Here is a 14,806-nt window from a genome sequence, read left to right on the forward strand (position 1 = left end):
AAGAACGACATACATAGTAAACAAAACGCTTTTTGTCAGAACCTTAAATGGCTAACTGCCTTTTAAGGTTTGCCTTTTTGAGAAGCTTTAATAAATTACATAAGATTAAAACAATCTTAATATGTCTCTAACCCTCCACCTTTACAATAAATGAAGGTAGCTTTACTTACTAACAGATTAGGGTAGAGGAGAGTGGTGTAGATGAGAATTGGTCTTTTTACAGATACCTATTTTCCACAGATAAATGGAGTGGTCTCATCCATCTGTATGTTAAAAGAGAATCTTGAAAAGTTGGGACATCAAGTTTTTGTTTTTACCATAACAGACCCTACGGTAACAAAGGATGAACCGAATATTTATCGAGTTCCCAGTCTGCCATTTGCAAAGGCTTGGCGGTTAGGAATGTTCTATCATCCCCGTTTAGCAAGAACAATTAAGAGGCTGCAGCTGGACGTCATCCATACACATACTGAATTTTCATTAGGTATATTTGGTAGAGCTATGGCTCGAGAATTACAAATACCCCTTCTACATACTTACCACACAATTTTCGAGAATTATACACACTATATCGTTAAGTTTCCGGCTCTCGAGCCAATTGCTAAAAGTGCAGTTAGGAAAATCAGTGCCAACTTCTGTAATGCGGTTGATCGAGTGATTGTCCCCACAGAAAAAGTGAAGGATTTGCTTTTATCTTATCAAGTGAGGCAAAAGATTTCTGTAATTCCAACAGGGATTCAACTACATAAATTTTCTAATGCCAAAGGCAAATCAAATGCCATTTTAAAAATAAGGGCAGATTTAGGAATACGACAGACTGATCGCGTGCTTCTATATGTCGGAAGGTTAGCTGTAGAAAAAAATATAGGAGAGCTCATAGAATCCTTAAAGTCGTATTTGCATCAAAAGCAAGAGATGAAATTTGTTCTAATTGGTGATGGACCCGCCAAAGGGGATTTAGAGGAGATGACTAAGAGTTTTGGAATTCAAGAACAAACCTTCTTTGTTGGAGAAAAACCTTATGCTGAGATTGGCGACTACTATCAATTAGGAGACGTCTTTATTAGCGCTTCCCAAAGTGAAACGCAAGGGCTCACCTATATTGAAGCGATGGCATCTGGTTTACCCGTTGTCGCAAAAGCAGACCGTTGTTTAGACGGTGTGCTTGAAAACAATGTGAACGGGTTTACTTTTCGTGACAAACACGAACTTCAGTCCGCTTTAGATTGGATCTTATCCAATGATTTTGAAAAAGAAAGATTGTCGCATGGAGCGATCCATTCAGTTGAAAAATTTTCTGACGTGTATTACGCGAAAAAAATTGAAGCGATTTATCAACATGTTTGGAATGTTCATGTCATAAATAAAAAAGTTTCATAGAATAGAACGGGAAGTCCTCTAGGTTACGGATGTTAAAAATTGAAACAAATTTGTTAAATGGTTTTTCAAACAAATCAGTAAAAATGAGGTACAATATCATATGTAGTCGGTAAGCCTATTTCAAAAATAGGATGATTTATGAAAATGGGTGAACGGCTTAAGACCTTGTCTTGGTTTAAGGTTGATTATTTGAATTCAGGTAAAGGAAGGAGGAGATGAAGGGAGCGCTTTAGAAAAAATGAAGTTGGATAGATTGGTGTTCGCCATCAGATCATTTCATGTGAAATCAAAGAATAAAAGCGAGGGAACTTTATAATGTGGGTAATTACTGTGTATACAAAAAACGATATTCAAATGTACGAATTTGAAAATCAAGAAGAGGCAAAAGAAACGTTTAAGAAACTAAAAGGAAACAAAGTTCTTAGTGAGGTCATCTACTACAACGACTTTGATGAAAACCTTATTGAAGAAGCTTATCTAAACTCAAAAGTATCTTAAAAGAGATATGCCTTTTTACTTACCTAATACCAACTAAAAAGTTTCCATTTTCTAAATCGCCGAAACCACAGTGTGCGGGGGACCCATCTGGATTCATGTGGATCCAAGGGGTGAATCCTTTTATAGGTAGGGCTACTCATGGCCCGAACCCGACAGCTAACCTCGTAAGCGTTATAGAGAAGGAGTGTGGAGCTTATGCTATCCAAAGGGATGTGTCTACAAGTCGTCATGATTGATGAACTTGTAGACACTTTTTTGTTTTTTGGACAAAGGGACAGGCACCATGTCCCGCTGTTTTTTGATCGATTAATGGGAACCGAACTTGATGACCATTACGGATCTGTTGTTGATTCCACCGATCATTCTCCCTAACTACTTCCCCCCTCGATATTACAAGCATCATATAGATTAGTAACTGTCTCAAGAAAAACGGAGAGAAAATACTAGTTCCATTTTATCAGTTGAATAAGGTTGACGTTCGATAAAAACGGTTCAAAATGATGATTATTGCATCTTCCATTCACTTTCGAGTAGATGTACAATTAAAGAATGATTTTACAAACTTTTTACATAAAATGTAAAATTATAAACTCAATGTAAGGCGTCTTCACAAGGAGTGTTAAGATGGATCTATTAGAAATTTTGAACAAGGTTAATGGGGTTTTATGGGGAACACCAAGTTTGGTCCTTTTATGCGGAACAGGTTTATTATTAACGATTCTGTTAAAAGGACTTCAATTTCGAAAGTTATTGTATGCATTTAAATTAGCTTTTACGAAAGAAGGGAATTCTAGCTCAAGTGACGAAGGGGATGTTAGTAATTTTAAGGCGTTAATGACGGCCTTAGCGGGAACCATTGGAAATGGGAACATTGCTGGGGTTGCGACGGCGATTACAATCGGTGGCCCTGGTGCGATTTTCTGGATGTGGGTTGTTGGTTTAATCGGGATGGCGACGAAATACGCAGAGGCCTTGCTCGCCATGAAATATCGTGTGAAAAACGCAAACGGTGAGTATTCTAGTGGTCCGATGTATTATGTCGAAAAAGGACTAGGAAAAAAGTTTAAATGGTTGGCTGTCGCCTTTGCTTTATTCGGTGCGTTTGCTGCTTTAGGGATCGGGAATAGTGTGCAGTCGAATACCATTGCCAACGTAATGGAATCCTCGTTTCATGTGAGCACTATTGTCACTGCTATTATCTTAGTTATACTTGCTGGGTTGATAACGTTTGGTGGGATTCAACGGATTAGTACTGTGGCAGGATTTTTCGTTCCAGTGATGGCTTTTTTATACATCGGTGGGTCATTGATTATTTTAGGGGTCAACTATGACCAAATCCTTCCTTCCTTTAAATTAATTTTCTTTTATGCGTTTAATCCAGTTGCAGCAACTGGTGGTTTTGTTGGAATTGTAGTCGCTGAAGCGATTCGGAATGGAGTTTCCCGTGGGATTTTCTCCAATGAGGCCGGTCTAGGTACGGCTGCATTGATTGCAGGAAATGCGAAAACGGACCATCCGGTAAAACAAGCCCTTGTTGCGATGACAGGGACGTTTATCGTCACCATCATTGTTTGTACCATGACAGGCTTAGTCTTGGTGATCACGGGCTTCTGGGATTCAAGTGGGGGACTCATTTCTGGGGTTGCACACAATGCAGGACTTGAAGGTGGAGCACTGACACAAGCTGCCTTTGCTTCCGTGTTAGGTAAAGTAGGAGAATATATTGTTGCCTTTTCCGTTATCTTCTTTGGATTCTCAACCATTATTGGTTGGTATGTTTATGGGGAAAAATGTTTCGAGTACTTAGTCGGCGTAAAAGGAATCATGGCTTATCGAGCCGTTTACATCCTAGCAACAGGAATTGGCGCGGTCGCAAACCTAGCCACTGTTTGGGCATTTGCTGATATGGCGAACGCTTTGATGATGATCCCGAACTTAATCGCTCTTATTCTATTAAGCAAGGTCGTTGTGAGAGAAACAAATGATTATTTTGAAAATCATTATAAAATGGCAAATTCCCAGAGGAAAGTAAGTTGAATGACGTATAAAAATATGTAGAGGTACAGAACAAAATTCGTTCTGTATCTCTTTTTTATTTGTTGCCAAAGATAATGTGATCGTTGGCAAAAAGGAAAGCATTTGATTTCAATAAGTTTTTCCCTTAAGACCAATCTATCTTTTAATTCATACTTTACAGGTAGGAATTGTATGGTATAATGAAATTAAGTTAATAAAACTAAATGAAAAGATTCAGACCGATATAGAAACTTTTTAAAACCGAAGGAGTGGTTCTGATGAAGAATGATAAAGAAAAAAAGCGACAAAAGCTTATCAATAAACTAATTTTACTAAACGTATATAAAATAGAAGATAAACAGCTTTATGAAATGACACTGGCAAAATTAGATTATGAATATAGAAAATATAAATCTCAAAATCATCCCCATGGTGAGTTTGGCTCAATTCAATGGGTATAAGTTAATTAGATAATACTGATCTCTTTAAAATGATTAGACTGTAGGTGCTTTGCATCTGCGGTCTTTTTCTTTTTCTAGTGAGCCGTTGCTGGAAAGGGAACGACAAGGGTTACGAGATTACGAGATCGTGCGTGGGACACGAAATGGAGTGGAAGAAAGAGAAAAGTGCTTCAAGAAAATTTTTTGAGACACCGACGGAATCCATCACCGTGCGTCTCGGTGCCCGTCGGCGAGGCAAAAAGCAGTCAACGGAAATCGAGAGGGCGTCTCGGTGCCCGTCGGTGAAGAAAAAAAGGCTCAACGGAAATCGAGAGAGCGTCTCGATGCCCGTGGGCAAAGAAAAAAGCAGTCAACGGAAATCGAGAGAGCGTCTCGGTGCCCGTGGGCAAAGAAAAAAGCAGTCACCGGAAATCGAGAGAGCGTCTCGGTGCCCGTGGGCAAAGAAAAAAGCGGTCAACGGTAACCGAGAGAGCGTCTCGGTGCCCGTGGGCAAAGAAAAAAGCGGTCAACGGTAACCGAGAGAGCGTCTCGGTGCCCGTGGGCAAAGAAAAAAGCAGTCACCGGTAATTGAGAGAGCATCTCGGTGCCCGTCGGCGAAGAAAAAAAGCTCAACGGAAATCGAGAGAGCATCTCAATGCCCACCTGAATAGAAAAAAGCGTTCAATGGTAACCGAGGAGTCACCCTGTTAGAAAAAGAAGGTATAAACCTTGTCATAAAACATTCACAAGTTCATTAGAAACACCCTAACCAATTCAGTCCCTCAACCCTATTTTAACAATGAAAGGAATTTTCATAGTTGAAAGGGTTGTGGTGAAGGATGGCAAAGTATCGTATGGTGCGCACTGAATTTTGGACGAATCCGATTGTTTCGGAGGAGATGACTCCGGAGGATCGCTATTTTTATCTTTATCTGCTGACAAATCCCCATACGACTCAAATCGGGATTTATAAAATAACGAAAAAACAAATCGCCTTCGATATGGGCTATTCGATTGAGAGTGTTCAATCGTTAATCGAGCGTTTTGTCTCGCATCATAAACTAATCCGGTACAATCCAGAAACAAGAGAACTCGCAATCAAAAACTGGGGGAAAGAGAATCTTCATAAAGGCGGGAAACCGGTTATCGATTGTATTTCTTCAGAATTAAAAGAGGTGCAGGATCATTCGCTGATTTTATATGTTGCTGAAGACATCCATAAACAAGAAATCAAGGACCTCTACGAATCCTTTTGTAAAAAAGAACAGAAGATGATTCCATTGAATAGCAATCAGCAAGAAGAAAATCAATCATACATAACAGAAGAAAATGAAATGGACGATCCGTTCCCGTGTCGTTTTACGATACGTGGGCAAAAAGAAAAAGAAAAAGAAAATAAAAAAGAAAAACAACAACAAAAATCCTTTGATCCGAGTATAGCGAGGAACCTAAGTATGGATCCCTATTTGCAAAATGTTCCAGATGCAAAAGAAATCATTGAGTTTTGGGATTCTAATGGATTTGGATTTTCAAACATCCATGCGAAACAGCAGTTGTTGTCGTGGTTAGAGGATTCTCGCTTTTTACAACCAAAAGCAGTGATTTTAAAAGCGATGCAGATTGCATGTATCAATAACAAACGAAGGCTGAACTACATCGTTGGGATTCTGAAAAACTGGCAAGATGAATCATTGCTAACCGTGGAAGAAATCGATTCTTATCAAAAAAACGAAAAGCCGGAGAACCAATTTAGATCAGCAACACAACCAACATTTCCAACCGGAAGAGCCATTCCAGGTCTATTTACGCTTGATCTAACAGCAGGTGAAGAATCATGAGTATCGTTGAAAAAACGTTTTTAGGCAGCTTGATGAAGGCAGAGTATTTGATCAAGGATACAGTGATTCAACCTGAACAACTAGAAAGTACAAGGCATAAAGAATTAATGCGAAAAATGGTGGAATTGAACCGAGCTGGGAAGAATATTGATTTACTGCACTTAACCACTTTCCTTGACCTCGAGTCATTTGGAGGCATTTCCTACCTATCCGAGCTGTTGTCGTTTTCGGACGTGGAGAAATTTGATAGAACGGAGAAACTCATTCTTGAACTGTGGAAGGAGCGGGAAAAGAAGAATATCCTGACAATCGCTGCCTTGAATGATTGGGAGATTGCCAAAGTTATAGCTGAATTGGATAAAATCAACCAAGGGAAAATGGAGGATCACACCGCCATCCAACAGGCCTTAGCAGCCATCTATGAGGCACCGTGGGAAGATCAAGCAGCTTTGAAAACAGCGACAACTGGTATCAAACAGCTAGACGAAGTGACAGGAGGTTTCCAGGACGGGGAAGTGACCATTCTAGCGGCTAGACCTTCGATGGGGAAAACCGACGTGATGCTACATTTTGCCAAAATGGCAGGTTGGGCAGGTTATCTCCCTATCATTTTTTCATTGGAAATGCCTGAAAAACAAATCACGTCCCGGTTAATCGCTTCAACTGGGGGCTTTAACCGTGCAAAAATGCGGGACCCAAAAAGAATGTTGAATCAAATTCAAAAGAATCTATGGTGTGATGTGCTTGGAGACCTCGCAGAAACCCATACCCAAATCTTTGATGGGGCGGGACAAAGTGTTGCCGAAATGCGAGCGAAAACAAGAAAGCTGATGCATCAATTTCCAAACAAGAAACCGATACTTTTTATTGATTACTTAACACTGATTCTTCCAGATCAAACTTACAGTGGGAACTCCCATATGCAAGTATCGGAAATATCCAAATCACTAAAAACGATGGCGAAGGAATTTAATTGCCCGGTTATTTGCTTGGCGCAGCTCAATCGCTCGGTAGAATCCAGAGCCAATAAGCGGCCGCTGATGTCAGATATTCGGGAATCGGGTAGTGTCGAACAAGATGCGGATGTCATTTTGTTTTTATACCGAGAAGCATATTATGAAAAGGAATCTCAGGATCACTCCCTTGAAATCATTATCTCGAAAAACCGAAACGGTCCAGTGGGAACAGTCGCTGTGAATTACAACGTACATACAGGGAGAATTGAGGACCAAAAGGGACAGAACTTCCCCTTGCATGACCTTAAAGCACGAAACTAAACACGATAGAAAATTCATAAACCGATGTGTTTTTCACATGCTTGTGAAAGATCTGTACCTAGACGCGATTACTTTAGAACAATCTTCCTTGGCCCATTATCTCTACCATTTACTTGCAGAAGGGATCATTTCAGCCGATGATCCGATTGAGTCCTTAAATCTTGATCAAGCCGACCATCAAAAAGTAGCGGAAATGATTCAAACCAATCTACTGGGTTTTCATAAGGTAGGCATCTACTCACTAAAAAGAAATGCCAAGGAGTTTGTGTTTATCTTTGCTCACAATAAGCAAGAGGCAATTGAATTCTATACCGAATCATTTCAGCAATCCCCATTGAACTGTCACGAATATTCACTAGATTTCGAGCTTGCTAGAGGAAAGGGTGTTATTTCGTTTCGGGACATGAGGAAGGAATATGAACGGTTTCCAGTGATAGCGGGTTTTTTTACGCGGGGGGAGTGAAGGCGATTCACGGGGAGAAGGAAAGGTTTCTTTCTCCCCAATATGAATGTCCCCGTTTGGAGTAATAATGGGTTTTAAAAAATCGCTAAAAATCTATTCCTTGTTATAGTTTTAAACTATAACAAGGAATAGATTTTTAGTGTTACATTATATCACTTTTTTCATGATACACTTCTTGAAAGGATCAAACGAATGACAGACAAATCATGTTCTGGAGAAGAGACTGAAAGATAAGATGTCTGTAGTCCAGGAGCAATCTTGTTTTTTCAGAGCCTTTCTTCTATCAAAGAAGGTTCTTTATTTATATCTGGAAATTACTGAATAAATCGACTAAATTGAGAAATCAGTCAGCATGATAGGGAGAGGAATAAGAATGGTTAGGTTACTTGAAGCCTTGAAAACGAAGGCATTAACAGCAGATGGTGCGATGGGAACGATCTTATATTCATATGGACTTGAATCTTGTCATGAAGAAATGAACGTTGTGAAGCCAGAGTTAATTGAAAAGATTCATCGTGAATACATTGCAGCCGGCGCGGATTTGATTCAAACCAATACATATGGAGCAAATACGATTAAGCTTGCTCGATATGGTCATCAATCGCGGGTTCATGAATTTAATGAAGCGGCAGTGAGGTTGGCAAAAAAAGCAGCAGATGGAGGGCAATACGTTCTAGGGACGATTGGCGGAATTAGAGGGGTTCGTACAACCGATACTACCCTAGAAGAGATCTTGAAAGCCATTCGTGAACAAGCAGAAGTTTTAATCAACGGTGGTTTAGATGGACTTTTACTTGAAACCTATTATGACTTTGAAGAGTTAACAGAAACACTAAAAATGCTCCGTCAAATGACGGGAATGCCAATTATTGCCCAAGTATCGATGCATGAACCTGGGGTATTGCAAAATGGAATGTCACTAAATGATGCCTTACACGAATTAGAAAACTTAGGCGCTGATATTGTCGGGGTGAATTGTCGCTTAGGCCCATTTCATACCATTCAAGCGTTTCAAGGAGTAGAATTGCCTAAAAAAGCCATGCTATCCGCCTATCCTAATGCATCATTATTAGATATTGAAGAAGGTCGTGTGATTTATGAATCAGAAGTTGAATATTTTGCGCGGGCAGCTGTTCAGTTAAGAAATCAAGGAGTTCGCTTAATTGGAGGGTGTTGTGGGACGACACCTAAACATATTGAAGCCGTTAAAAAACAACTGATCAACTTGAAACCGATTGAGAAAAAAGAAACAGTCCCGCAACAAAAAATTGAAATATCTGAACCAGAACCAAGATTATTAGAACCGCTCCATGAAAAAGTAAAGCGTGAACGCTCCATTATCGTAGAGTTAGATACCCCACGTCATTTAGAAACGGATGCATTTATAAATGGTTCCAAAACCCTTTATAACGAAGGTGCCGATCTTGTCATGATGGCTGATAACTCATTAGCTTCACCAAGAATTAGCAATATTGCAATGGGAGCGATGTTAAAGCTGCAACATAATGTTCGGGTGATGCCGCATATTACTTGTCGTGATCGGAATTTAATTGGATTGCAATCGCATTTAATGGGATTGAATGCATTGGGGCTTCACGATATATTAGCTGTAACCGGGGACCCAACGAAAGTAGGAGATTTCCCAGGGGCAACGAGCGTATATGACGTTTCTTCCATGGAGTTAATTTCGCTGATTAAGCAACTAAATGAAGGAATTTCGTTCTCAGGTAAAAAATTGCGTAAAAAAGCGAACTTCTCGGTTGCTGCGGCCTTTAATCCGAACGTCCGGGTGTTAGAACGTGCCGTAGGTCGACTTGAAAAGAAAATCGAGCATGGGGCCGATTACTTTATTTCGCAACCTGTTTACTCAAAAGAAAAAATCGTAGAAATTTATGAAGCAACGAAACACTTAAAAGCACCAATCTATCTTGGGATTATGCCGTTAACTAGTTTTAGAGCTTCAGAATTTTTACATTATGAAGTTCCAGGAATTAAACTTTCAGATGAAGTGCTTGAACGAATGAAAAATTGTGACGGAGATAAAGCGCGCGAAGCGGCAGAAGGCGTTTCAATTGCAAAAGAATTGCTTGATACAGCAGTGAAATACTTCAACGGAATATATTTAATTACACCGTTTTTACGTTATGAAATGACTCTTCAACTCATGCAGTATATTAAACAACTCGATATGCAGAATAAAGGGGTACAGGCAAATGTATAATCAGTTACTAGAGGAACAATTACAAAAGAAGATCTTAATTTTCGATGGGGCAATGGGGACGATGCTCCAAGGAGAGAATTTAACACCCGATGACTTCGGTGGAGAAGAATTAGATGGGTGTAATGAAAACCTTGTTTTAACCCGACCAGATATTGTTTCGAAGATTCATCGTCAGTATTTAGAAGCGGGTGCGGATATTATTAGTACGAATACATTTGGCGGTACTCCGCTTGTCTTAAATGAATACGGTTTAGGGTCACAAGCGGAAGAAATCAATAAATGGGCAGTGCAATTAGCTGTTGAAGCTGCTGCAGAATACTCAACGTCAGACTGGCCACGTTTTGTAGCAGGTGCGATCGGACCAACTACCAAAACGCTATCAGTAACCGGCGGAATTTCATTCGATGAACTCTCTGAAAACTTTTATATCCAAGCAAAAGCATTAATTGAGGGAGGCGCTCATTTACTTTTACTAGAAACGAGTCAAGATATGTTGAATGTAAAAGCAGCAACGCTTGGGGTTAATCGAGCATTTGAAGAGACTGGCAAGAAATTGCCGATAATGGTATCGGCCACAATTGAACCGATGGGGACGACGCTTGCTGGACAAACAATCGAAGCATTCTATATCTCGATTGAACATATTCAACCAATTTCCATTGGCTTAAACTGTGCAACAGGTCCAGAATTTATGACCGACCATATTCGTTCGTTAGCTGAACTATCAACAAGTTATATTAGCTGTTATCCAAATGCGGGTTTACCGGATGAAGAAGGCCATTACCACGAGTCGCCTGAATCGTTATCAATCAAATTAAAAGGGTTTGCTGAAAAAGGTTGGTTAAATATTGTCGGTGGCTGTTGCGGTACGACACCTGATCATATAAAAGCGATCCATGATGCTGTAAAAGACTCTGAGCCAAGGAAACGTCCAGAACATACACACGGGCATGTCGTTGCCGGAGTGGATCCATTATTGTATGACGACTCGATGCGTCCGTTATTTATCGGAGAGCGTACAAATGTCATTGGTTCAAGAAAGTTTAAACAACTAATTATCGATGGGAAATTTGAAGAAGCAGCTGAAATTGCTAGAGCACAAGTGAAAAATGGAGCGCATGTGATTGATATTTGTTTAGCCAATCCAGACCGCGACGAATTAGAAGATATGCGAAACTTTATGCAAGAAGTCGTGAAAAAGGTAAAAGTCCCTCTTGTGATTGATTCAACCGATGAACATGTGATTGAGGAAGCGTTAAAGTATTCACAAGGGAAGGCGGTTATCAACTCGATTAACCTAGAAGATGGGGAAGAACGGTTTGATGCCGTCATGCCAATTGTCAAAAAATATGGTGCATCGGTCGTGGTTGGGACCATTGATGAAGTAGGAATGGCAGTTGATCGAGCACGTAAATTAGAAGTGGCGGAGCGTTCTTATCAGTTGTTAACGGAAAAGTGGGGGCTGGCTCCAGAAGATATTATTTTCGATCCATTGGTGTTCCCGGTTGGAACAGGGGATGAACAATATATTGGAGCCGCAGAAGAAACCATTGAAGGAATACGGGCGATTAAAGAAAAATTCCCGAATGCTTTAACCGTATTAGGCGTAAGCAATGTTTCCTTCGGTCTACCTCCAGTAGGTCGTGAAGTGTTAAATGCCGTTTATTTATATCACTGTACGCAAGCAGGTTTAGATTATGCGATCGTCAATACGGAAAAGTTAGAACGTTATGCTTCCATTCCAGAAGAAGAAATTCAATTGGCAAATGACCTAATTTTCAATACAAACGATGAAACACTTGCGACATTTACAGACTTTTATCGAGATAAGAAAAAAGAAAAGAAAGTGGCAAATATCCCTGCGACAGTAGAAGAACGATTAGCTTATTATATTGTCGAAGGAACAAAAGAGGGGTTAATTCCTGATTTGGAAGAAGCAAGAAATATCTTTGACACCCCGTTAGATATTATTAATGGTCCATTAATGGCTGGGATGTCTGAAGTGGGTCGCTTATTTAATGATAATCAATTGATTGTGGCAGAAGTATTGCAAAGTGCTGGCGTGATGAAAGCGGCCGTCGCTCATTTAGAACAATATATGGAAAAAGCGGAAGATGATACGGGGAAAGGGAAAGTCGTTCTTGCAACCGTAAAAGGCGATGTTCATGATATTGGGAAAAACTTGGTGGACATTATTTTAAGCAATAATGGCTACAAAGTTGTGGATTTGGGAATCAAAGTAACACCAGCCCAATTGATTGAAGCCATCAGAGCGGAACAACCTGATTTCGTTGGTTTATCCGGTTTACTTGTAAAATCTGCGCAACAAATGGTGCTAACGGCGCAAGATTTCAAAGCGGCTAATATTGATGTTCCTATACTAGTAGGAGGGGCCGCATTATCGAAACGTTTCACAGAGACGAAAATCGCTGCAGGCTACGATGGTCCTGTCATCTATTCAAAAGATGCGATGCAAGGGTTAGATCAGGCTAATCGTTTAATGGATTCCAATGAACGTAAAGTACTTTTGAAAGAACTTGATGAAGCTAGAGAAAAACGTTTGCTTGCTGATGAAAAACGTGCAGCACTACCACTTAAAAAAGCAACAGAAAAGAAAGTTCGCTCCATTGCAGAAGCACCTGTATTTATTCCGAAAGATTTAAACAGTCATGTATTAAAAAATTATTCCGTTGCACATCTACAACCTTATGTGAATATGCGTACGTTAATTGGTCATCATTTAGGGCTAAGAGGAAACGTTGAAAAACTACTAGCTGAGGGTGATGGTCGTGCGACCGAATTATATGAATTGGTCACTAGCTTCCTAGAGTCAAAAGTGTTAAATCCATCTGGGATGTATCGATTCTTCCCAGCGCAAGCGGATGGAGATGATGTGATTATCTATCATCCGGAAGATGCGAAAACCGAAATTGAGAGATTCACTTTCCCTCGCCAACAAGAAGCGCCGTTCTTATGTTTAGCGGACTTTTTAAAGACAGTTGAAAGCGGCGAAATGGACTATGTTGCCTTAATGGTGGTCACAGCTGGGCATGGTGCGAGAGAAATCTCAGAGAAATATAAGAACGAAGGGAAGTTTTTAGAAAGCCATGCATTGCTAGCAACAGCCCTAGAGTTAGCAGAAGGATTTGCGGAACGTATTCATCAAGAAATTCGTGATGGCTGGGGATTCCCGGATGCGACGGATTTTACAATGCGCGAACGTTTTGCGGCCAAATATCAAGGACAACGCTTCTCATTTGGCTATCCAGCTTGTCCAAACTTAGAAGACCAAGAAAAACTATTTAAATTATTGAAACCAGAACAGATCGGTGTAAATTTAACGGAAGGCTTTATGATGGAACCTGAAGCCAGTGTTTCAGCCATTGTGTTTGCCCATCCAGAAGCAAGATACTTTAATGTATAATTGAGCTTTCGTGCCTCCAAAGAGAGTGAACTTTACTCTTTTTGGGGGTTTTTTGATCGTTGAAAAGGGTGTGGGGTCAGTCACAGTTTAGTAAAGATTTTGAGAGACTGCCCCCGTTCCCCAACGTTAAAATTTTGTGCAAAATGGAAAGAAAATGATGTACACCAATTATTGGTGGCCTTGTCATTGCAGGATTACGCGGGGTTTTGGAAGGATAAAGCATAGGGGACGGCCCTGTGCTTGTTTTCGGATCGGACTACTAAAATTAGAAAGCGTAGGGTACATCCCTACGCTTCTCCTACTATAAGAATAATTTTTCTAATTCAATCGGTTCAATATACTCTCCATCTTTATAAGCACGCATATTTCCTCCAGAGATTTCATCTATGAGGACGATTTGTTTGAATTTGCCCACACGGCCAAATTCAAACTTGATATCATATAACTCGATACCTTTCTTGGAAAGTTCCTCCTTGACTACATTTCCAATTTGTTGAGTTAATGCTTTTAACTCTTTATATTCATCTTTAGATAAAATGCCAAGCATATCTAAAGCATCCTCGCTAATAGGAGGGTCTTGGCGTTCATCATCCTTCAAGGTAACTTCCACGAATGCATCAAGCGGTTGCCCTTCCTGTGCATATAAGCCATATCTGCGTAAAAAGCTGCCTACGGCTCTATACCGACAGATTACTTCAAGACCTTTTCCGAACATTTCCGCAGGCTTAACCGTCATAGTAGCCTCTTCCGTATTAGCATCAATATAATGGGTAGGGATTCCTTTTTCCTTTAAAAGTTCAAAAAAGAATTTGGTTAATCTTAATCCTGCTTGTCCTGCACCTTCCATCGTTAAGCCCACAGTGTTTGCTCCAGGATCAAACACACCATCTACTCCCGTGACATCATCTTTAAATTTAAGTAAATAATTCCCATCCTGCAATTCATAAACATCTTTTGTCTTTCCCGTATACTTAAGCTTCATAATAAAATCTCCTTAGAATTTTCCAAACATATTTAATTACACAATAATTATAATAATATAAAAATAAAAAAATAACATGGATTATTGCACATTCATTCTATCTAAGAAAGATGCTCGGATCGGTTCCTCGAAACTTATATATATTCGGCCACCGATTCATAGTCAACCAGACTATGAGCTAGGCTCTGGCCTTCTATAAACACTGTAAACCCGTCTCCTCTAATTTGATCCCGTTTCTTCATGTCCAAGTGATTACGAAAAAAGGGC

At 40.0% G+C, this 14,806-nt stretch carries 12 protein-coding genes and 1 riboswitch; of the genes, 11 read left to right on the forward strand and 1 reads right to left on the reverse strand.

Annotated elements, in window-relative coordinates; genetic code table 11:
* Nucleotides 1-201: 201 nt before the first annotated feature.
* The 11 genes from M3182_RS16350 to metH all read left to right on the forward strand — a co-directional run bounded on the left by M3182_RS16350 (nucleotide 202) and on the right by metH (nucleotide 13,557).
* Nucleotides 202-1,380 carry a glycosyltransferase family 4 protein gene (locus tag M3182_RS16350; protein ID WP_251559014.1) on the forward strand — a complete coding sequence of 393 codons (1,179 nt, stop codon included), beginning with the start codon at nucleotides 202-204 and terminating at the stop codon, nucleotides 1,378-1,380.
* A 315-nt stretch (nucleotides 1,381-1,695) separates the two neighbouring features.
* Entirely contained in the window at nucleotides 1,696-1,878 is a 183-nt protein-coding gene (locus M3182_RS16355) for a hypothetical protein (protein WP_251426026.1), read from the forward strand.
* Nucleotides 1,879-1,925: 47 nt separating this feature from the next.
* Nucleotides 1,926-2,064: riboswitch (cyclic di-AMP (ydaO/yuaA leader) on the forward strand.
* 9 nt (nucleotides 2,065-2,073) lie between these two features.
* On the forward strand, nucleotides 2,074-2,250 hold the full coding sequence (locus M3182_RS16360) for a hypothetical protein (RefSeq protein ID WP_251559016.1): 177 nt from the start codon (nucleotides 2,074-2,076) through the stop codon (nucleotides 2,248-2,250).
* A 252-nt stretch (nucleotides 2,251-2,502) separates the two neighbouring features.
* The gene (locus tag M3182_RS16365) at nucleotides 2,503-3,915 is read left to right on the forward strand and encodes an alanine/glycine:cation symporter family protein (protein ID WP_251559018.1); all 1,413 of its coding nucleotides are present in this window, start codon (nucleotides 2,503-2,505) and stop codon (nucleotides 3,913-3,915) included.
* Between the two features lie 257 nt (nucleotides 3,916-4,172).
* Nucleotides 4,173-4,355, forward strand: a complete 183-nt coding sequence (locus M3182_RS16370; RefSeq protein WP_251426029.1) for a Fur-regulated basic protein FbpA — start codon at nucleotides 4,173-4,175, stop codon at nucleotides 4,353-4,355.
* A gap of 143 nt (nucleotides 4,356-4,498) precedes the next feature.
* On the forward strand, nucleotides 4,499-4,870 hold the full coding sequence (locus tag M3182_RS16375) for a hypothetical protein (protein ID WP_251559020.1): 372 nt from the start codon (nucleotides 4,499-4,501) through the stop codon (nucleotides 4,868-4,870).
* A 303-nt stretch (nucleotides 4,871-5,173) separates the two neighbouring features.
* Entirely contained in the window at nucleotides 5,174-6,172 is a 999-nt protein-coding gene (locus M3182_RS16380) for a DnaD domain-containing protein (protein ID WP_251559022.1), read from the forward strand.
* Nucleotides 6,169-7,449 (forward strand): replicative DNA helicase, encoded by a 1,281-nt coding sequence (locus M3182_RS16385; RefSeq protein WP_251559023.1) that lies wholly within the window; start codon nucleotides 6,169-6,171, stop codon nucleotides 7,447-7,449. Before M3182_RS16380 ends, M3182_RS16385 begins: the two co-directional genes overlap by 4 nt.
* Nucleotides 7,450-7,486: 37 nt before the next feature.
* Nucleotides 7,487-7,912, forward strand: a complete 426-nt coding sequence (locus M3182_RS16390; protein ID WP_251559025.1) for a hypothetical protein — start codon at nucleotides 7,487-7,489, stop codon at nucleotides 7,910-7,912.
* A 373-nt stretch (nucleotides 7,913-8,285) separates the two neighbouring features.
* Nucleotides 8,286-10,133 carry a bifunctional homocysteine S-methyltransferase/methylenetetrahydrofolate reductase gene (locus M3182_RS16395; protein WP_251559027.1) on the forward strand — a complete coding sequence of 616 codons (1,848 nt, stop codon included), beginning with the start codon at nucleotides 8,286-8,288 and terminating at the stop codon, nucleotides 10,131-10,133.
* On the forward strand, nucleotides 10,126-13,557 hold the full coding sequence (metH, locus tag M3182_RS16400) for a methionine synthase (protein WP_251559029.1): 3,432 nt from the start codon (nucleotides 10,126-10,128) through the stop codon (nucleotides 13,555-13,557). The genes M3182_RS16395 and metH overlap by 8 nt, the downstream gene beginning before the upstream one ends.
* A gap of 301 nt (nucleotides 13,558-13,858) precedes the next feature.
* Here metH and M3182_RS16405 read toward each other — a convergent pair whose 3' ends face one another.
* Nucleotides 13,859-14,539, reverse strand: a complete 681-nt coding sequence (locus M3182_RS16405; protein ID WP_251559031.1) for a phosphoribosylaminoimidazolesuccinocarboxamide synthase — start codon at nucleotides 14,537-14,539, stop codon at nucleotides 13,859-13,861.
* Between the last annotated feature and the right edge of the window lie 267 nt (nucleotides 14,540-14,806).

It is taken from the genome of Mesobacillus maritimus (assembly GCF_023715205.1).
GTDB lineage: Bacteria > Bacillota > Bacilli > Bacillales > Cytobacillaceae > Mesobacillus_B > Mesobacillus_B maritimus_C.